The sequence below is a fragment of the Amycolatopsis sp. CA-128772 genome, from assembly GCF_002904295.1.
GTDB lineage: Bacteria > Actinomycetota > Actinomycetes > Mycobacteriales > Pseudonocardiaceae > Amycolatopsis.
This window is the reverse complement of record NZ_PPHG01000040.1, coordinates 1-14,078: the sequence shown is the minus strand read 5'-3', so window position 1 is coordinate 14,078 and position 14,078 is coordinate 1. Positions and strand designations below refer to the sequence as shown.

Annotated in this window: 12 protein-coding genes, 2 tRNA genes and 3 pseudogenes; 7 read left to right on the top strand and 10 right to left on the bottom strand. The window is 72.1% G+C overall.

Annotation, left to right across the window (positions count from 1 at the left end):
* The first annotated feature begins 31 nt into the window (after positions 1-31).
* Complete coding sequence (locus C2L59_RS16165; protein ID WP_103350334.1) at positions 32-799, top strand: fumarylacetoacetate hydrolase family protein; 768 nt, start codon at positions 32-34, stop codon at positions 797-799.
* Here the strand turns inward: C2L59_RS16165 and C2L59_RS16160 are convergent.
* On the bottom strand, positions 796-2,046 hold the full coding sequence (locus tag C2L59_RS16160) for an FAD-dependent oxidoreductase (RefSeq protein WP_103350333.1): 1,251 nt from the start codon (positions 2,044-2,046) through the stop codon (positions 796-798). The two genes, C2L59_RS16165 and C2L59_RS16160, sit on opposite strands and share 4 nt — an antisense overlap.
* A gap of 408 nt (positions 2,047-2,454) precedes the next feature.
* Here C2L59_RS16160 and C2L59_RS16155 point away from each other — a divergent pair, with 408 nt between their 5' ends.
* The 3 genes from C2L59_RS16155 to C2L59_RS16145 all read left to right on the top strand — a co-directional run bounded on the left by C2L59_RS16155 (position 2,455) and on the right by C2L59_RS16145 (position 3,580).
* Positions 2,455-3,282: an HAD family hydrolase gene (locus tag C2L59_RS16155; RefSeq protein ID WP_103350332.1), complete on the top strand. Its 828-nt coding sequence runs from the start codon at positions 2,455-2,457 to the stop codon at positions 3,280-3,282.
* 49 nt (positions 3,283-3,331) lie between these two features.
* A tRNA-Gln gene (locus C2L59_RS16150) sits at positions 3,332-3,403 on the top strand.
* Positions 3,404-3,504: 101 nt separating this feature from the next.
* Positions 3,505-3,580 (top strand) — tRNA-Glu (locus C2L59_RS16145).
* A gap of 493 nt (positions 3,581-4,073) precedes the next feature.
* Here the strand turns inward: C2L59_RS16145 and C2L59_RS16140 are convergent.
* From C2L59_RS16140 to C2L59_RS48960, 7 genes and pseudogenes are all read right to left on the bottom strand, one after another.
* A complete protein-coding gene (locus tag C2L59_RS16140) occupies positions 4,074-4,466 on the bottom strand; it encodes an Lsr2 family protein (RefSeq protein WP_103350331.1) in 393 nt (130 codons plus the stop codon).
* Positions 4,467-4,762: 296 nt separating this feature from the next.
* Complete coding sequence (locus C2L59_RS16135; RefSeq protein WP_158263089.1) at positions 4,763-7,132, bottom strand: tetratricopeptide repeat protein; 2,370 nt, start codon at positions 7,130-7,132, stop codon at positions 4,763-4,765.
* Between the two features lie 227 nt (positions 7,133-7,359).
* Entirely contained in the window at positions 7,360-8,118 is a 759-nt protein-coding gene (locus C2L59_RS16130; RefSeq protein WP_233223517.1) for a sugar phosphate isomerase/epimerase, read from the bottom strand.
* 129 nt (positions 8,119-8,247) lie between these two features.
* The gene (locus C2L59_RS16125; protein WP_103350329.1) at positions 8,248-8,625 is read right to left on the bottom strand and encodes a DUF6292 family protein; all 378 of its coding nucleotides are present in this window, start codon (positions 8,623-8,625) and stop codon (positions 8,248-8,250) included.
* A gap of 100 nt (positions 8,626-8,725) precedes the next feature.
* A pseudogene (locus C2L59_RS48965) lies at positions 8,726-9,019 on the bottom strand (AbfB domain-containing protein); the annotation flags it as partial.
* 167 nt (positions 9,020-9,186) lie between these two features.
* Positions 9,187-9,234: pseudogene (locus C2L59_RS49845) on the bottom strand (hypothetical protein); the annotation flags it as partial.
* 46 nt (positions 9,235-9,280) lie between these two features.
* Positions 9,281-9,478 (bottom strand): annotated as a pseudogene (locus C2L59_RS48960) (arabinofuranosidase catalytic domain-containing protein); the annotation flags it as partial.
* A gap of 335 nt (positions 9,479-9,813) precedes the next feature.
* On the opposite strand from C2L59_RS48960, the gene C2L59_RS16115 reads away from it, so the two are divergent.
* The 3 genes from C2L59_RS16115 to C2L59_RS16105 are packed head-to-tail and all read left to right on the top strand — an operon-like array spanning position 9,814 to position 12,942.
* A complete protein-coding gene (locus tag C2L59_RS16115) occupies positions 9,814-11,265 on the top strand; it encodes an NAD(P)/FAD-dependent oxidoreductase (protein ID WP_103350328.1) in 1,452 nt (483 codons plus the stop codon).
* Complete coding sequence (locus tag C2L59_RS16110; protein ID WP_103350327.1) at positions 11,262-12,314, top strand: hypothetical protein; 1,053 nt, start codon at positions 11,262-11,264, stop codon at positions 12,312-12,314. The genes C2L59_RS16115 and C2L59_RS16110 overlap by 4 nt, the downstream gene beginning before the upstream one ends.
* Positions 12,315-12,342: 28 nt before the next feature.
* Positions 12,343-12,942 (top strand): TetR/AcrR family transcriptional regulator, encoded by a 600-nt coding sequence (locus C2L59_RS16105; protein WP_103350326.1) that lies wholly within the window; start codon positions 12,343-12,345, stop codon positions 12,940-12,942.
* A 198-nt stretch (positions 12,943-13,140) separates the two neighbouring features.
* Here C2L59_RS16105 and C2L59_RS16100 read toward each other — a convergent pair whose 3' ends face one another.
* Both C2L59_RS16100 and C2L59_RS16095 read right to left on the bottom strand, forming a co-directional pair.
* Complete coding sequence (locus tag C2L59_RS16100; RefSeq protein ID WP_103350325.1) at positions 13,141-13,554, bottom strand: Lsr2 family protein; 414 nt, start codon at positions 13,552-13,554, stop codon at positions 13,141-13,143.
* Positions 13,555-13,768: 214 nt separating this feature from the next.
* Positions 13,769-13,963, bottom strand: coding sequence for a hypothetical protein (locus C2L59_RS16095; RefSeq protein ID WP_103350324.1), 195 nt, complete (start codon positions 13,961-13,963; stop codon positions 13,769-13,771).
* Between the last annotated feature and the right edge of the window lie 115 nt (positions 13,964-14,078).

Sequence of the window (14,078 nt, the reverse complement as noted above, 5' to 3'; positions counted from 1 at the left end):
GTCACGGGCCGAGCGCACGTAGACTGGCCGCGTGCGCCTAGCCCGAATTGCTCATCCCGGTGGTGTCGCGTTCGCCTCGATCGAAGGCGACGGAGACGACGCCCAGGTCCTCGAAATCGCCGAACACCCCTTCGGCCAGCCGAACTTCACCGGCAAGCGGTGGCCGCTGGCCGACGTCCGGCTGCTCGCGCCGATCCTGCCGTCGAAGGTGATCGCCGTCGGCCGCAACTACGCCAAGCACGCGGCCGAGTTCGGCAACGAGGTCCCCAGCGCCCCCATGCTGTTCCTCAAGCCGTCGACGACGGTCATCGGGCCCCACGCGGCCATCCGCCGCCCCGACGTCGGCCGCGTCGACTTCGAGGGTGAGCTGGCCATCGTCATCGGGCAGCCGGTGAAGAACGTGCCGGCCGCCCGCGCCGCGAGCGTCATCCTCGGCTACACGATCGCCAACGACGTCAGCGCCCGCGACCTCCAGAAGGCCGACGGCCAGTGGGGCCGCGCCAAGGGCTTCGACACCTTCTGCCCGATCGGCCCGTGGATCGAGACGTCGCTCGACGCGTCCGACCTCGCACTCCGGACCGAGGTCGACGGCGAGCTCAAGCAGGACGGGCGTACTTCGGACCTCGTCCACAAGATCCCCGAGCTGGTCGAGTTCGTCTCCGGCATCATGACCCTCCTGCCCGGCGACATCATCCTCACCGGCACCCCCGAGGGCGTCGGCCCGATCGAGGGCGGCCAGAGCGTCTCGATCACCATCGACGGCATCGGCACCCTGACCAACCCGGTCGAGAACGTCTAACCCCGGGCGACCGGCTCCATCGGCCGCCGGGCGAACGCCGGAGCGTGCTCCGGCCGCAGCCCCAGGCCGAGGAGCCGGGCCGGGACGTACGACAGCCGCGGGAACCGCGCGAACGCCTTGATCATCGGCTCCGGCGGGCCGTTGCGCTTGCCGGTCATCACCCCGCGCACGACGGTCCGGTGCATCAGGCGCTGCAGCCCCTGCACCAGCAGCGTCGGCGCGAGGCGCCGGACGCGCACCTTCGCCAGGTCGGCCTCCGTCGGACGGCCCCGGCGCAGTGGTTCGGCCAGCAGCGTCGCCGCCGCGACCGCGTCCTGCACCGCCAGGTTGATGCCCACCCCGCCGATCGGCGACATCGCGTGCGCCGCGTCGCCGATGCACAGCAGCCCGTCGACGTGCCACCTGCGCAGCAGGTTGAGCCGCACGTCGAGGAACTTGACGTCGTCCATCGCCGTCAGCTCGTGGACCCGGTCGGTGAACTCGGGGCAGATCTGCGCGACGTTCTCGCGGAACGCCTCGATGCCCTGCTTCCGGAGGTCGTCGCCCTTCGGCGCGAGGTAGGCGACCTGGTAGAAGTCCGGCCGGGGGAGCGGCACCGCGAAGCGGCGGTCCCGCATCTTCGGCAGCAGCATGCCGCCTTCCTCGCCTTCGCCGCGCGAAAGCCGGAACCACCAGACGTCGAACGGGCAGTCGTACTCCCGCGGCACCAGGCCGGCTTCCCGGCGGGCCAGCGACCAGCGGCCGTCGGCGGCGATCACCAGGTCGGCGCGGATTTCGCCGGTCTCGCCTGCGGCCGTGCGGTAGGTGACGCCGGCGATCCGGCCGTGCTCGCGGACCAGGCCGGTGCACTCGGTCTCCATCCGCTGGACGAACGTCGGCTCCTTGCGCGCGCTTTCGGCGAGCAGGTCGAGGAAGTCCCACTGCGGGACCATCGCGATGTACGGGTGCGCCACCTTCAACCGGGTGAAGTCGGCGAGCTTCATCATTTCGCCGTCTTCCTGCGGGAACCCGGCCGAGTGCAGCTCGCTGTGCGGCAGCGCGTGGAACTTCTCGCCGAGGCCCAGTTCGTCGAGCAGCGTCAACGTCGACGGGTGCACCGTGTCCCCGCGGAAGTCGCGCAGGAAGTCGGCGTGCTTCTCCAGCACCGTCACCTCGACGCCGGCCCGGGCCAGCAGCAGCCCCGTGACCATCCCGGCCGGCCCACCACCGATGACGACGCAGCTCGTGCGCTCGGTCATCTCGACCATCTCCCTTATTCATCGTCTGTTGAATAAGACGAGGATGCACCCCGCGAGCGGCGGCGTCAAGGGCTGTGACCGGGGATACGCTGATCGGGCGACGGCGTGCCGCCCGCGCGGCCGGTGACCGGAAACCGTCCAAACGCGACAGTTCGTCGGTCCTGTGCCAGGTCTGGGCGGTATCTGTGGCCGGGCGCCGAAGTGCCCATGTGGACGGAGTGAATCCCCAAGCAGTACAACGGTTTTGGTGGTCCGTCGAGTCGGCACTCGAGGAGACGACAGGTCCGGTGCGCGGGGCCGGATAACCGGATGGGGACGGTCCGCCAACTGGGAGTAGAACCGGTGCGCCGGAACAGGGGAGCGGCAATCACCTCTTTGGCAGCGTCGCGAACGCGGCGGTTGCCCTAGCCTCACTGGGTGGATTTCGCCCTGGCACCCCGGACCCCTTCGCGAACCGCTTCGCCCGCCGCGGCGGCGTCCGAGCCCTGGGCACCGCCCGAGCTCCGGCTGGTGTGCCTGGACATCGACGACACGCTCATCGACTGCACCGCGGCGATCCGCCGGAGCCTCCACATCCTCACCGGCCGGGGTGACCTGTGGCCGTTGTGGGATCTGATCACCGAAGAGCACGTCGCGCTCGTCGTCGCCGGCGAACTCGACTACCCGACCATGCACCAGCGGCGCACCGACTGCTTCCTGGCCGAAATCGGCATCCTCGCCGACGCCGAGCAGGTGAGCTCGTTCGAACGGCGCCGAAGAGAACTGCTCGACCACTCCTGGCAGCTGTTCGACGACGTCGTCCCGTGCCTCGAATGGCTGCGGGCGGCCGGCCTGATCCTCGCCGCCGTGACGAACGCGTCGGGCGCCCACCAGCGCCGGAAAATCGCCGACCTGGGCCTGGCGCCGTTTTTCGACCACGTCGCCATCGCGGGCGAGCTGGGCGTGGCGAAACCCGACCCGGTGATGTTCCACACCGTGTGCCTCGGCCTGGGCTGCGCACCCGCCCAGACGGTCCACGTCGGCGACAAACTGGACACGGACGCGATCGGCGCCCGCGACGCAGGGCTGGGCGCGGTCTGGCTCGACCGCGACGGCATCGGCGAGCGCGCCCCCGAAGGCGTCCACACGGTCACCGGCCTCGCCGAGCTGCCTGAGCTGCTGGTTTCGGAGTACGCCACGATCGGCGTCCCCGCCCAGCGCGGCAGTGGCACCCCCGCGTTCACCGTCCGGAACGGCGTGCTCTAGTATTTCTCCTCGTGCGGTGCTGAACCGGCCAGCCGGATCGGTACCTCACTGGGGTATGGTGTAATTGGCAGCACGACTGGTTCTGGTCCAGTTAGTCTAGGTTCGAGTCCTGGTACCCCAGCTGCGGAGAGTGACCCCCCTGCGAGGCGGGAAATCGGCTCTGGTAGGTTCTCTCCAGCAAGAAAAACAGAAAAGCCCCTGGAAAACCAGGGAAGATCCTAAGCCCCCGTCGTCTAGCGGCCTAGGACGCCGGCCTCTCACGCCGGTAGCGTGGGTTCGAATCCCATCGGGGGTACCAGCAAGACCGTTGAAGCCCGTCTGACCCAGGTCAGGCGGGCTTTTTGGTTTGCGCGCGGGGATCGGCGTTCGAAGCGCGAGTGGGCTCGTGCCGGTGATCATCCTCTGCGGTTCGGCGCGCGGGGCTGCGAAATGGCCGCGTGGATCCCAGCTGTGATCGCCTGGGGCGAGAGCCGCGCGGCGGCGACAAGCGCGGCTCACGTGCGTGGTGAGGCCGGCCGCGCCGGCGGCGATCAGCTTGCGTGATGAGGACTACTACTGCGCCGACCGCGACCAGCTTGGGTGGCGAGCACTACTGCCGCGCCGGCCGCGACCAGCTTGGGTGGTGAGCACTACTGCCGCGCCGGGCGCGACCAGCCGCCGTTCCCGTTCAACCGGTGCTTTTCGCTCCAAACGCCGCTCAAGGCGCCCTTCGGCCGCAGCGAGGCCGTCGACGGCGGTAACGCCCGCTCGCCGCCGACGGGACGGCCGTGGCTGCCTGGCCCCGCACCGGGTCAGGCAGCCGCGTTCTTGCGGGAGGAGCGCCTCGGCGGGGCCGGTGCGTCGCCGGCCGCGTGGGCCTGCTCGTACGCCGTCACCACCTGGGACGACAGGCGGCCGCGCTCGGAGACCTCGTAGCCGTTCGCGTTGGCCCAGGCGCGGATCTGCTGGTTGCGCTCGCGGTCGGAGGTCGTCATCGCCGGGCGGGCCGACGCGCCGCGGCCCCGGCGGCCGCCGATTCGGCGGCCGGCGCCGATGTAGCGGGTGAATTCGTCGCGCAGGGCCGTGGCGTTCTCGTCCGACAGGTCGATCTCGTAGGTGACGCCGTCGAGGCCGAACTGGACCGTCTGGGCGGCGGCGCTGCCGTCGAGGTCGTCGAGGATCTCGACATGGACTTTCTGGGCCATTGATTGCTCCTCGGGGTGGACTGTCCAGGAACGTGAGTCTGGCGGGTGCACAATGGGCGACGTCGTCCCGGGCGAGTGTATCCACAGAACCGCCGGAAAGGGAAATACCGTTCCCACGCGCGGCGCTGCGGAAACCGCACCATCAGCCGTTCTTCGGGCGGCGTGCGCCGAGGTCGGAAGAAGGATCTTCCGTTGCCGGCATTGGCGATCCGGCCGGGCCGCGCATTCCGGGGAAACGCCGTGGGGCCGTTCGGCGTAGTCCGCGCCGGGCGGCGGCTAAATGTCACACATTCGCCTCATCGAGTGATGATCGGCGATCCGGTATTCGCCTCCGTGCCCAGGTCAGCCGGGTTTCGGAAATCCGGGGCCGTCCGTCCGCTGTGGAGGGTCGCGTCCGGCGCCGCCCCTCGCCGCAACGCCGGCCGCCGCTCGAGCCCGGTCAACCGCTGCCGCACGCGCCGGGCGTCCGCGGTCCGGTTCTGGGTTTCGAACATCGCGAGCGCGGTGCGCCACGCGGTTTCCGCCGCGGCCGGGTCCGCCATGGCCGCGTGCACTTCGGCGAGGTCCACGTGGGCGTTCGCTTCGGCGAATTTGTCGCCGATGTCGTGGTAGACGGGGATGGAACGGCGGAAGTAGCGCAATGCCTCCGCGTACCGGCCGGTTCTCTTCGCGATGTAACCGAGGCTGTGCAGCGCGCACACCTCGTACCGGCGCCCGCCGGAGCGGACCAGCATGTCCAGTGCCGTGGCGCAGTACTCCCGCGCCGACTCGAATTCGCCGAGCATCGCGTGGTGCCAGCCCATCGCGTTGAGGGCGTTGGCCTCGTCGACCGGCTTGCCGATCGACCGGAACAACCTCGCCGACCGGATCGCGTAGCCGATCGCCGTCCGGTGGTCGCCGCCCAGGTCCGCGAGGTGCGTCAGGACGCCGAAGGTGTGCGCGAGCGCCTCGGTGAAGCCGTGCTCCTCGTTGATCCGCCGCGCCCGTTCCAGGCACGCCGCCGCCTGGGCGCGCTCGCCGAGCCGGAGCAGGTCGTAGCCCAGGTTGCGGGCGACGATCGCGGTCGCCGCCGGGTCGCCCAGCGCCTCCGCGGCGGCGAGAGCGCGCCGCGAGGAAACCACGTCCTCGGCGAACAGGGCCCGCCGCCAGTGGAAGATGGCCAGCGCCTGCCCGAGCCGCCAAACCGCTTCGTGGCGGCCCCGCGCGGCCGCCGCGGCCTGGATCGCGAGCAGGGTGCCGTGCTCGGTGGCCAGCCAGGCCATCGCGGTGCCGATGTCCGCCGGCGCTTCCGGCACGCAGCCTTCGGCGGGCTCGCCGAGGCCGGCCGCCTCGCTGCGTTCGCGCAGCACCCGGTCGGCCGCGACCGCGGTGTGCACGTAGTGGTCGACCAGGCGGTCCAGGGCCGGCGCGCGGTCGCGGGGCGGCAGGTCGGCCCGGGCCCGCTCGGTGGCGTAGCGCCCGATCAGGTCGTGCATCCGGTACCGGCCGGGCCGCGGCTGCCCGACGAGGTGGGCGTTCTCGAGCACCCGCAGCACCTGCCCGGCCTTGGTGGCCGGCCACCCCGCGAGGCTCGCCGCCGCGGGAACACCGGACTCGGTCACCGGCGCCAGCCCCAGCAGCCCGAACAGCCGGCCGGCTTCGGGGTCCAGGACGCCGTAGGACGCCGAGAAGACGGCCCGCAGGTCGGCGTTGAGCTCGCCGGCGTCGAACCCGTCGAGCCGCGCGGTGCGCAGCTCGTCCGCCAGCGCCCGCAACGGGAAGGCCGGGTTGCCCGTGGCCCGCGCCGCGACGATGCCGAGCGCCAGCGGCAGCCCCGAGCAGTGGGCCAGCAGCTCGTCGACGGCGTCGGCCTCGCGGTCGGTCCGGGCCCGGCCGACGTGCCGGGTCAGCAGCCGCCGGGCTTCGGCCGGGGCGAGGACGTCGAGTTCCACCGTCGTCGCGCCGTGCGTGGCGACCAGCCCGGCGAGCCGGTGGCGGCTGGTCACCAGGACCACGCACGCCGACCGGCCCGGCAGCAGCGGGGCGAGCTGCCCGGTGTCGCGGGCGTTGTCGAGGACGATCAGCAGGCGGCGGCCTTCGGTGAGGCTGCGGAACAGGCCGTACTGCGCCTCGGCCTCCAGGGGCAGCGACGCCGACGGCACGCCCAGCGCCTCCAGGAACCCGCGGACCACCGCCTCGGGCCGCGCCGGCGTCCCGCTCGCGTCGAAGCCGCGGAGGTTGGCGTACAGCTGGCCGTCGGGGAAGTCGTCCGCGTGCCGGTGCGCCCAGTGCAGGACCAGCCAGGTCTTGCCGATGCCGCCCGCGCCGCCGACGGCCGAGACGGCGACCGCGCCGCGGCCGGCGGCCGTCGCCGCCCGGGTCAGCTCGGCCAGTTCGCTGTCCCGGCCGGTGAACCGGTGCGGGGGCGGTGGCAGCTGCCGCGGGACCGGGCGGGCCGCCGCCGCGCCTCCCACCACCGCGGCCATCAGCTCGGCGCGGTCGCCGGCGGACAGCTCCATCGCGTCGGCCAGCTGCCGCAGCGAACTGCGTTGCGGATTCCGCCGTGTCCCGGTCTCCAGCCCGCGGATCGTCCGGACCGACACCCCCGAGCGCTCGGCGAGCGCCTCCTGGGTCAGCCCGACGTGGAGCCGCAGGCGTTTGAAGGTCGTGCTCGGCCGATCGTCCACGCCGGATTCCCCCTCGGTTTCCCTCCCCGTGCCCCGACGATAACTCCCGGCCGGCCGCACGAGACCGTGTCCGGGGCCGTGGTGACCCCATCAGAGCAACGCCGGGGACCGGCGACAGGTTGCCGGTTCCGGGGCCCAGTCCCGCGGACGGCCCAACCGCAACGACCGGTGGACGCCGGGGCCGGCCAGGTGAACCCCCACCGGTCCTTCGAGCTGGTGGGCGTAGCTCAGGTCCCGAGCCAGCTCAGCAGAGTCGCCGTTTCGCGCGGCAGCACGGCCGGGTCGTCCTCCGGCACGAATTCGAGCAGCACGTCCACCGGGCGGCCGGCGACCAGGTTCAGCGCGGGCCGCCACAGGCGCTCGCGTTCGTGCAGCGGGAGGCGGGCCGGCCCGGGCCACCACGAGAAGACGTGGACCGCGCTGACCCGCTCCAGCATCGTCGCCAGGCCGGCGAGCGCCGGTTCGTCCGGCGCGTCGACCGGGGGCTGCCAGTAGGTGGACAGTGCGTCGTGGCCGACGTCGTCGAGCAGCCGCAACGCCGCCGGCGGGGTGTCCGCCAGCGTGCCGGAGTGGAACTCCAGCGCGACGGTCAGTCCCCGTCCGGCGGCGATCGACGCCGCCTCGCGCAGGGCCGCCGTCACCCGCGCGCGGGCCGGCGCGGACGCGTCCGCGGAGTCTTCGGTGCCGGCCCAGACCCGGATCCGCGGCGCGCCGAGGGCGGCCGCGGCTTCGGCGAGGGCGTCGAACTCCTCGGTGCTGTCCCGGCCCGCGCGCCAGTACGAGCCGTAGGAGCACGCGGTCAGCCCGTGGGCGGCGGTCTGCTCGCGCACCTCGCGCAGGGCCGCGACCGGCCGCGGGGGAGCGTGGACATCGGCGCCCCACTCGACCCGGCGCAGCCCGGCCGCGGCGGCGACCCGGGCCACCTCGTCGGCGGGCAGCGCGCGGAACGTCACCGAGCACAGGCCGATCCGTGTGGTGTCCGGCACGCGGCTCCTCCGGGTGATCGCTTTCCTACGAGCGTAAGTGACGTCGTCCGCGGCGGGCAAGGGCGACGGGAAAGCGCTTTCCGACGCGGGTGCGGAGTCGGGCTGGAGCCGTTGCCAGGCCGCGAAAGGCTACGCCGGCGACCGGTCCTTCACCCCGGGCGGAACCGGCTCCCCGGCCGGCTCGTCCGACCGGCGCACCAACCGCTCCCCGCGTCCGTCGAGGGTGGAGAGGACGAAGTCGGCCACAGCTTCCGGCGTTCGCGCCCCCGGCAGCGTGGCCACGACCTGCACCGCGCCGTCGCGGCCGTCGTCGGCCGCGAGCTGCCAGCCTTCGCCCGGGATCCAGAGCAGCAGGTAGTCGCTCGGTTCGCGCTCCGGAGCGCGGCCCGCGAACCGGATGCGGCCGCCCTCGAAGTCGCCCGTGCGGGCGCGGGTGTCCTCGGGCTGCAGCCCGAGTTCGGCGGCCACGGCCGGCAGGTGCGCGGCCGTGGGCGGTTCGTTCGTCATGGCCCGCCCGCCCTTCTGTCGCACCCGGTGGCTACCCGGCCGGGCGCGGCGGGAAACGCCGGGCCCGCGGAACCGGACCCGGTTCCGCGGGCCGGGAGGGCTACGGCGTCCAGGGGCTGCCGGCGGCCCAGCTGACGTCGTCGGCCCAGGAGGCCGTGGCGTCGAAGGCGTTCGGGCCGCCGTCGGCGGCGATGTACACGGTGTTGTCGTAGTGGCGCAGGAAGTCGCCGGGGTAGTTGCGGGACTCGGACGACACGCACGACGGGTTCGCCGGCCCGCGGCGGACGATCCAGGACGCGTCGGCCTCGTCCAGCGCCGGGCTGGTGGAGCTCGCCACCGACGTGACCGCGTCGTCGAACTGGTGCCGGACGTACCGGGTGGTGCAGCACGCGGTTTCGGCGCGCAGCGAGATCGTCGACCCGGGGGTGAGGGCGCCGCCCGCCACCGGGCTGGGGCCGCCGTAGCCGACCGAGACGACGTTGGCCTGCACGGCGTTGTCGGCGCGTCGGTCGGCAGCCCGCTGGTCATCACGCCTTCGAAGAACGACCCGATCGAGCCGTTGCTGTTGTCGCCGCCGGTGCCGAGGACGATCGAACCCTCCTGCTGCATCGGGGAGTACCCCGGCTGGGTGGGTTCCGGGGCCGGCGTCGGACTGGAACAGGCCGTTCTCCAGGTCGGCCTGCACCCACGAACCCTGGCCCACGCAGGGCGAGAACCAGCATTCGGTGCCGAAGTTCATCGCGTCCAGGTGACCGTTGCCGGTGTCGGCGATGGACGCTTCGGCGTTGCCGGAGTCGAAGCAGCACCGATTGTCGACGTGGGTCCCGGACGTCAGGACCGTGGCGGCGAGCACCAGCAAGCCGGCGGTCAGGAGGGACGCAGTTTCCGAGCGAACACGAAGGCTCTCCGTTTCGAGGGTGGGGGACCGCGGCAAAAGAGCGCGGAACGGTTCCGGGAGACGGCCGGAATGGGGGGAGACCTGGGGGAGCTGACCGGCCCGGTGGCTGTCAGCCCGGTGATCAGGAGCGGAGCGAAGGCTCAGGGTGAACCGGCGACGACGAGCAGCCCCGGAAATTCCGGCGAACCGGGCGAAGCTGTCCACTGTGGACGCCTGAGGGGGCTTGACACCCGTCCCGGGCCATTCATACAGTCAACGTCTCTTTGTATGAATGACGGGAGTTGGTTCGCATGCGGCTCGGCAAGACCGCCGTCGTCCTGGGCGGCAGTGCCGCCGGTCTGTGCGCCGCCGGCGCGCTCGCCCCCCACTTCGACCACGTGCTGGTGCTGGAACGCGACGAACTGCCCGCCGGGGCCGAGCACCGGCGCGGCGTGCCGCAGAGCAAGCACCCGCACTTCCTGCTGAACTCGGGGCGGCGTGCGATCGGCGCGCTGTTCCCCGGGTTCGAGGACGACCTCATCGCCGCCGGCGGCCTCCTGCTGATGCCGTCCATGGACGCGGCCTACCTCGACGGCCCGGGCTGGTCGGCCCGCAAGCGCAGCGCCATGACGATGGTCTACGGCTCGCGGATCCTCATCGAGCGGGTGCTGCGGGACAAGGTGCGGGAACTGGGCAACGTCGTCGTCCGCGAAGGGGTCTCGGTGCGCGGCCTGACCACGCACGACGGCGAAGTCACCGGCGTCGGCTTCACCACGGCCGAGGGCGAAGACCACGTCGACGCCGAGTTCGTGGTGGACGCGATGGGCCGCGGTTCCCCGGTCGCCGGCTGGCTGGTGGCGGCCGGCTGGCCCGAGCCCGAGGTGCGGACGCTCGACGCCAAGGTCACCTACACCTCGCGCTGGTACGACCTGCCCGCCGAACGCCCCGCGTCCTGGTGGTGGCGGCACCTGGTGATCATGCCGACGCCGGACAAGGGCGCACACCCCGCCGAGCACGAGTTCCTGGTCAACTTCTTCCCCATCGAGGGCAACCGCGTCATCGCGTGCATGGGCTCGTGGGGGCTGGAAATGCCCAGCACCACCGACACCTTCGTGGAAACGGCCCGCCGCGTCCGGACGCCGTTGTTCGCCGCCGCCATGGACCGGTGCGTCCCCGCCTCGCCGGTCCACCTGACCCGGTCGACCGGCAACAGGTGGCGGCGCTTCGACCGGCTGCGGACCCCGCCGCGGCGGCTGGCGTTCGTCGGCGACTCGATCTGCGCGTTCAACCCCTTCTACGCCCAGGGCATCAGCTCCGCGGCGGGTTCGGCGCTGCTGCTGCGCGAGCACTTGGCCCGCGCCGGTCACCTCGACGCGGGGTTCTCCGCACGGTTCCTCGCCGCGCAGCGCAGGCTGCTCCGCGTGCCGTGGAGCCTGGCGATGGCGCGGGACCAGGGGTACGCGTGCGCGGCCGGCACCGAAAAGCTGCCCGAGTGGCGGCGGCGCATCGTCGCGGCACTGTCCGCGCCGGCGTTTAGCCTCGTCGTCGGCGCCGCCCGGGAGGACGCCGTGGTCGACGAGCACTTCGCCAAGGTGTTCAACCTGGACGAGTCGCTGGGGCAGATGCTGCGCAACCCCCGGGTGCTCGCCGGGCTGGTGCGTCACCGCGTCCGCGCGGCGCTGGGCCGGCAGCGCGTGCCGTTCGGCTTCGACCCGCAGGCCGAACCGCCGGCGACGGACTACTCGACGGCGACTGCGCGATGAGCGCGGGGTGCGGGCCGGACGCCGAAGCCGTCACGCGCGGCCTCGGGTTCGACTGCCACGACGTCTCGGCGGTGGTTTCGGTCCGGCCGCCGTGGGAGCTCGCGCACTGGACGATGCCGCTGCTGGAACTGCTCGTCGTCGGCGGCGCGGTCTTCGCGCTCGTTCACGCGATCCGCCGGTACCGGGCGGGCGATCCGGTCAACCTGGCGTTGTGGTGCGCGTCGCTGGTGTACCTGTTCGTCACCGAACCGCCGCTGTACTTCCCGGAGTGGTTCGGGCTCGACCGCGTGTACGGCTTCATCTTCGCCCACAACCGGTTCACCGTGCAGTTCATGGCCGACCGGCTGCCGCTCTACATCGTGGCGTTCTACCCGGCCTTCAGCCAGCTCGCCTACGAGGTGGTGCGCTCGCTCGGCGTCTTCCGCCGCCGGGGCGCGCTGACCGGTTCGGTGGCCGTCGCCTTCGTCTGCCAGGTGTTCTACGAGGTCTTCGACCAGCTGGGCCCGCAGCTGAAGTGGTGGGCGTGGAACCCGGGCAACACGATCGTGAATGACCCGGCGCTCGCGTCGGTGCCGATGACCAGCATGGTGCTGTTCGCGTCGGTTTCGATGGCGGCCATGACGTACCTCGTGGTGCGCCTGGCGCCGCGCCGCGGGTGGCCGTTGGCGTTGCGGATCCTGGTGGCCGGCGTGCTGACGCCGCCGGCCATGGCGATCGCCGGGATCCCTTCGGGACTCGCGGGCGAAAACTTCACGGCGCGGGCCTGGATCCTCGGCGTCGAGCTGGTCCTGATCTGGTCGGTGGGCGCTGTGGTCGTCGGCTCGAGCCTGCGCTTCCCCCGGGACGAGCCGTTGCCCGCGTTCACCCGCCACTACCCGGCTGTCTACCTGGGCGGGCTGCTCGTGTGCTGGATCGCCGCCCTGCCGGCGTACTTCGCCGCCCGCGACGGCGTCACCCCGGACGGCAGCGGGCTCTACACCCTGGCCTGCTTCGCCGCGGCCGGGTTGCTGCTGCTCGCGCTGACGCGGAAAGCACCTGCCGCCGGCTGACCCCGCCGGCTCGGGGAAGATGGACCGCATGGGGCACCACGGATGGCAGGGCAACCCGCCCGGCACCGAAGACGCGGCACGCCGCCGGATCGTCGAAGCGGCGACGGCGTGCCTCGACCGGGCCGGCCTGGCCAAAACGAGCCTGTCCGACGTGGCCGCCGAAGCCGGCGTCACCCGCCAGACCGTGTACCGCTACTTCCCGGGCCTGAAGGACATCCTGCGGGCGGTGGCCCTGGCCGGGGTGGCGGAGTTCGCCGGTCGGATGGAACGGCACCTGGCCGCCTTCGGCAGCGCCGGGGAAGCCGCCGTGGAGTCGGTGGTGTTCGCGGTCCGGACCATCCCCGGTGACCCGCGCATGGGCCTGCTCCTGCAGGCGGGCGAAGCCGACTTCTTCACCGACGGGGTCGTGTCCCCGCCGGCCTTTTCCTACGGCGCGCAGATCCTCCGCAACGTCCCGGTCGACTGGGCGGCCGCCGGCGTCACCACGGACGAAGACCTTCGTGGACTCGCCGAGGTCCTGATGCGGCTGTTCCTGTCGTTCCTGCAGTACCCGTCGACCCCGCCGCTCACCGACGACGAGCTGCGGGCCCTGGTCCGCCGGTGGATCGGGCCGGCGTTGCGCGGATAGCTTCGCTGTCGGTGGCCGTCCGGTCGCGCTGTGGTTTTGCGGAAACGCTACGCCGAATGCGCTGACAATTCCTGACAACGCGGTTCGTGTGACCGTGAACACGCCGATCCGGGAATGCCGGACGCGGGCGGCGAGGAGGTTCGGTCCCCGCCACCCGCGCGGCCGTGATCTTTCCCCAGTGATCTGCCGGTCACCGCGTTACTTCTTGGCGGCGGCGACCTTCTTGCGCGGCGCACGCTTGCGCGGCGGCGCGGCGGGCGTCTCGGCTTCCTCGACCTGGGCCTGCTCGTAGGCGGAGATCACCTCGGAGGACAGCCGTCCCCGCTCGGAAACCTCGTAGCCGTTCGCGTTGGCCCAGGCGCGGATCTGCTGGTTGCGCTCGCGGTCGGTGGTGCTGGTGGTGGTCGACTGGCCGGTCGCGACCCGGACCTTCCGGCCGCCGACGCGCCGGCCGGCCCCGATGAAGCGGGCCAGTTCGTCGCGCAGGGCGGCGGCGTTCTCGTCCGAAAGGTCGATTTCGTAGGTGACGCCGTCGAGGCCGAACTGAACGGTCTGGGCGGCGGTGCTGCCGTCGATGTCGTCCAGGATCTCGACGAGGACTTTCTGGGCCACGTGAATGCTCCTCAGCTGGATGTGCGTCCGGGGGAACGCGACGTGTGACAAGTTGCACAATGGTCGGCGTTCTTCGGTGGAGTGTATCCACCCGAGGAGACCTTCGGCAATTTCCTCCCGGATACGTGTAACGCACGGCGGCCGAGCGGGTCCTGATAGGACTCGCCGGCCGCCGCGTTCCGGCCGAAAGGCCGGCGGAAATGCGGCCGGAAACCTACGTCCCGGACGGCGTGGAGCCCTGCTCGCCGTGGTGGTAGGGCGGATCGGTGGGCACGGCATCGTCGGCGGCCCCTTCGGCCGGATCGGCGAGATCGGCCTTCTCGGCGGCTTCTTTGGCCTCTTTGATGGACTGCCGGCTCCGCGCGAGGTCCGCTGCGGGATCGCCGGGCCGGTTTTCGTTCTCGGTCATCGCCACTCCTCGATCGGACGGGGGTTTCTCCTGGCTACCCCGAGAGCCGCACGGACAACCACGGGCGCCTCACCCCAACGAGTGGCGACACGGAATTCTCCGGCGGGTTGGGGCG

Coding starts and splice junctions, on each gene's coding strand:
- C2L59_RS16160 (WP_103350333.1), bottom strand. CDS start 2,046: ATGGTCGAGATGACCGAGCGCACGAGCTGCGTCGTCATCGGTGGTGGG.
- C2L59_RS16140 (WP_103350331.1), bottom strand. CDS start 4,466: ATGGCCCAGAAAGTCCATGTCGAGATCCTCGACGACCTCGACGGCAGC.
- C2L59_RS16125 (WP_103350329.1), bottom strand. CDS start 8,625: ATGACGAACGAACCGCCCACGGCCGCGCACCTGCCGGCCGTGGCCGCC.
- C2L59_RS16115 (WP_103350328.1), top strand. CDS start 9,814: ATGCGGCTCGGCAAGACCGCCGTCGTCCTGGGCGGCAGTGCCGCCGGT.
- C2L59_RS16110 (WP_103350327.1), top strand. CDS start 11,262: ATGAGCGCGGGGTGCGGGCCGGACGCCGAAGCCGTCACGCGCGGCCTC.
- C2L59_RS16105 (WP_103350326.1), top strand. CDS start 12,343: ATGGGGCACCACGGATGGCAGGGCAACCCGCCCGGCACCGAAGACGCG.
- C2L59_RS16095 (WP_103350324.1), bottom strand. CDS start 13,963: ATGACCGAGAACGAAAACCGGCCCGGCGATCCCGCAGCGGACCTCGCG.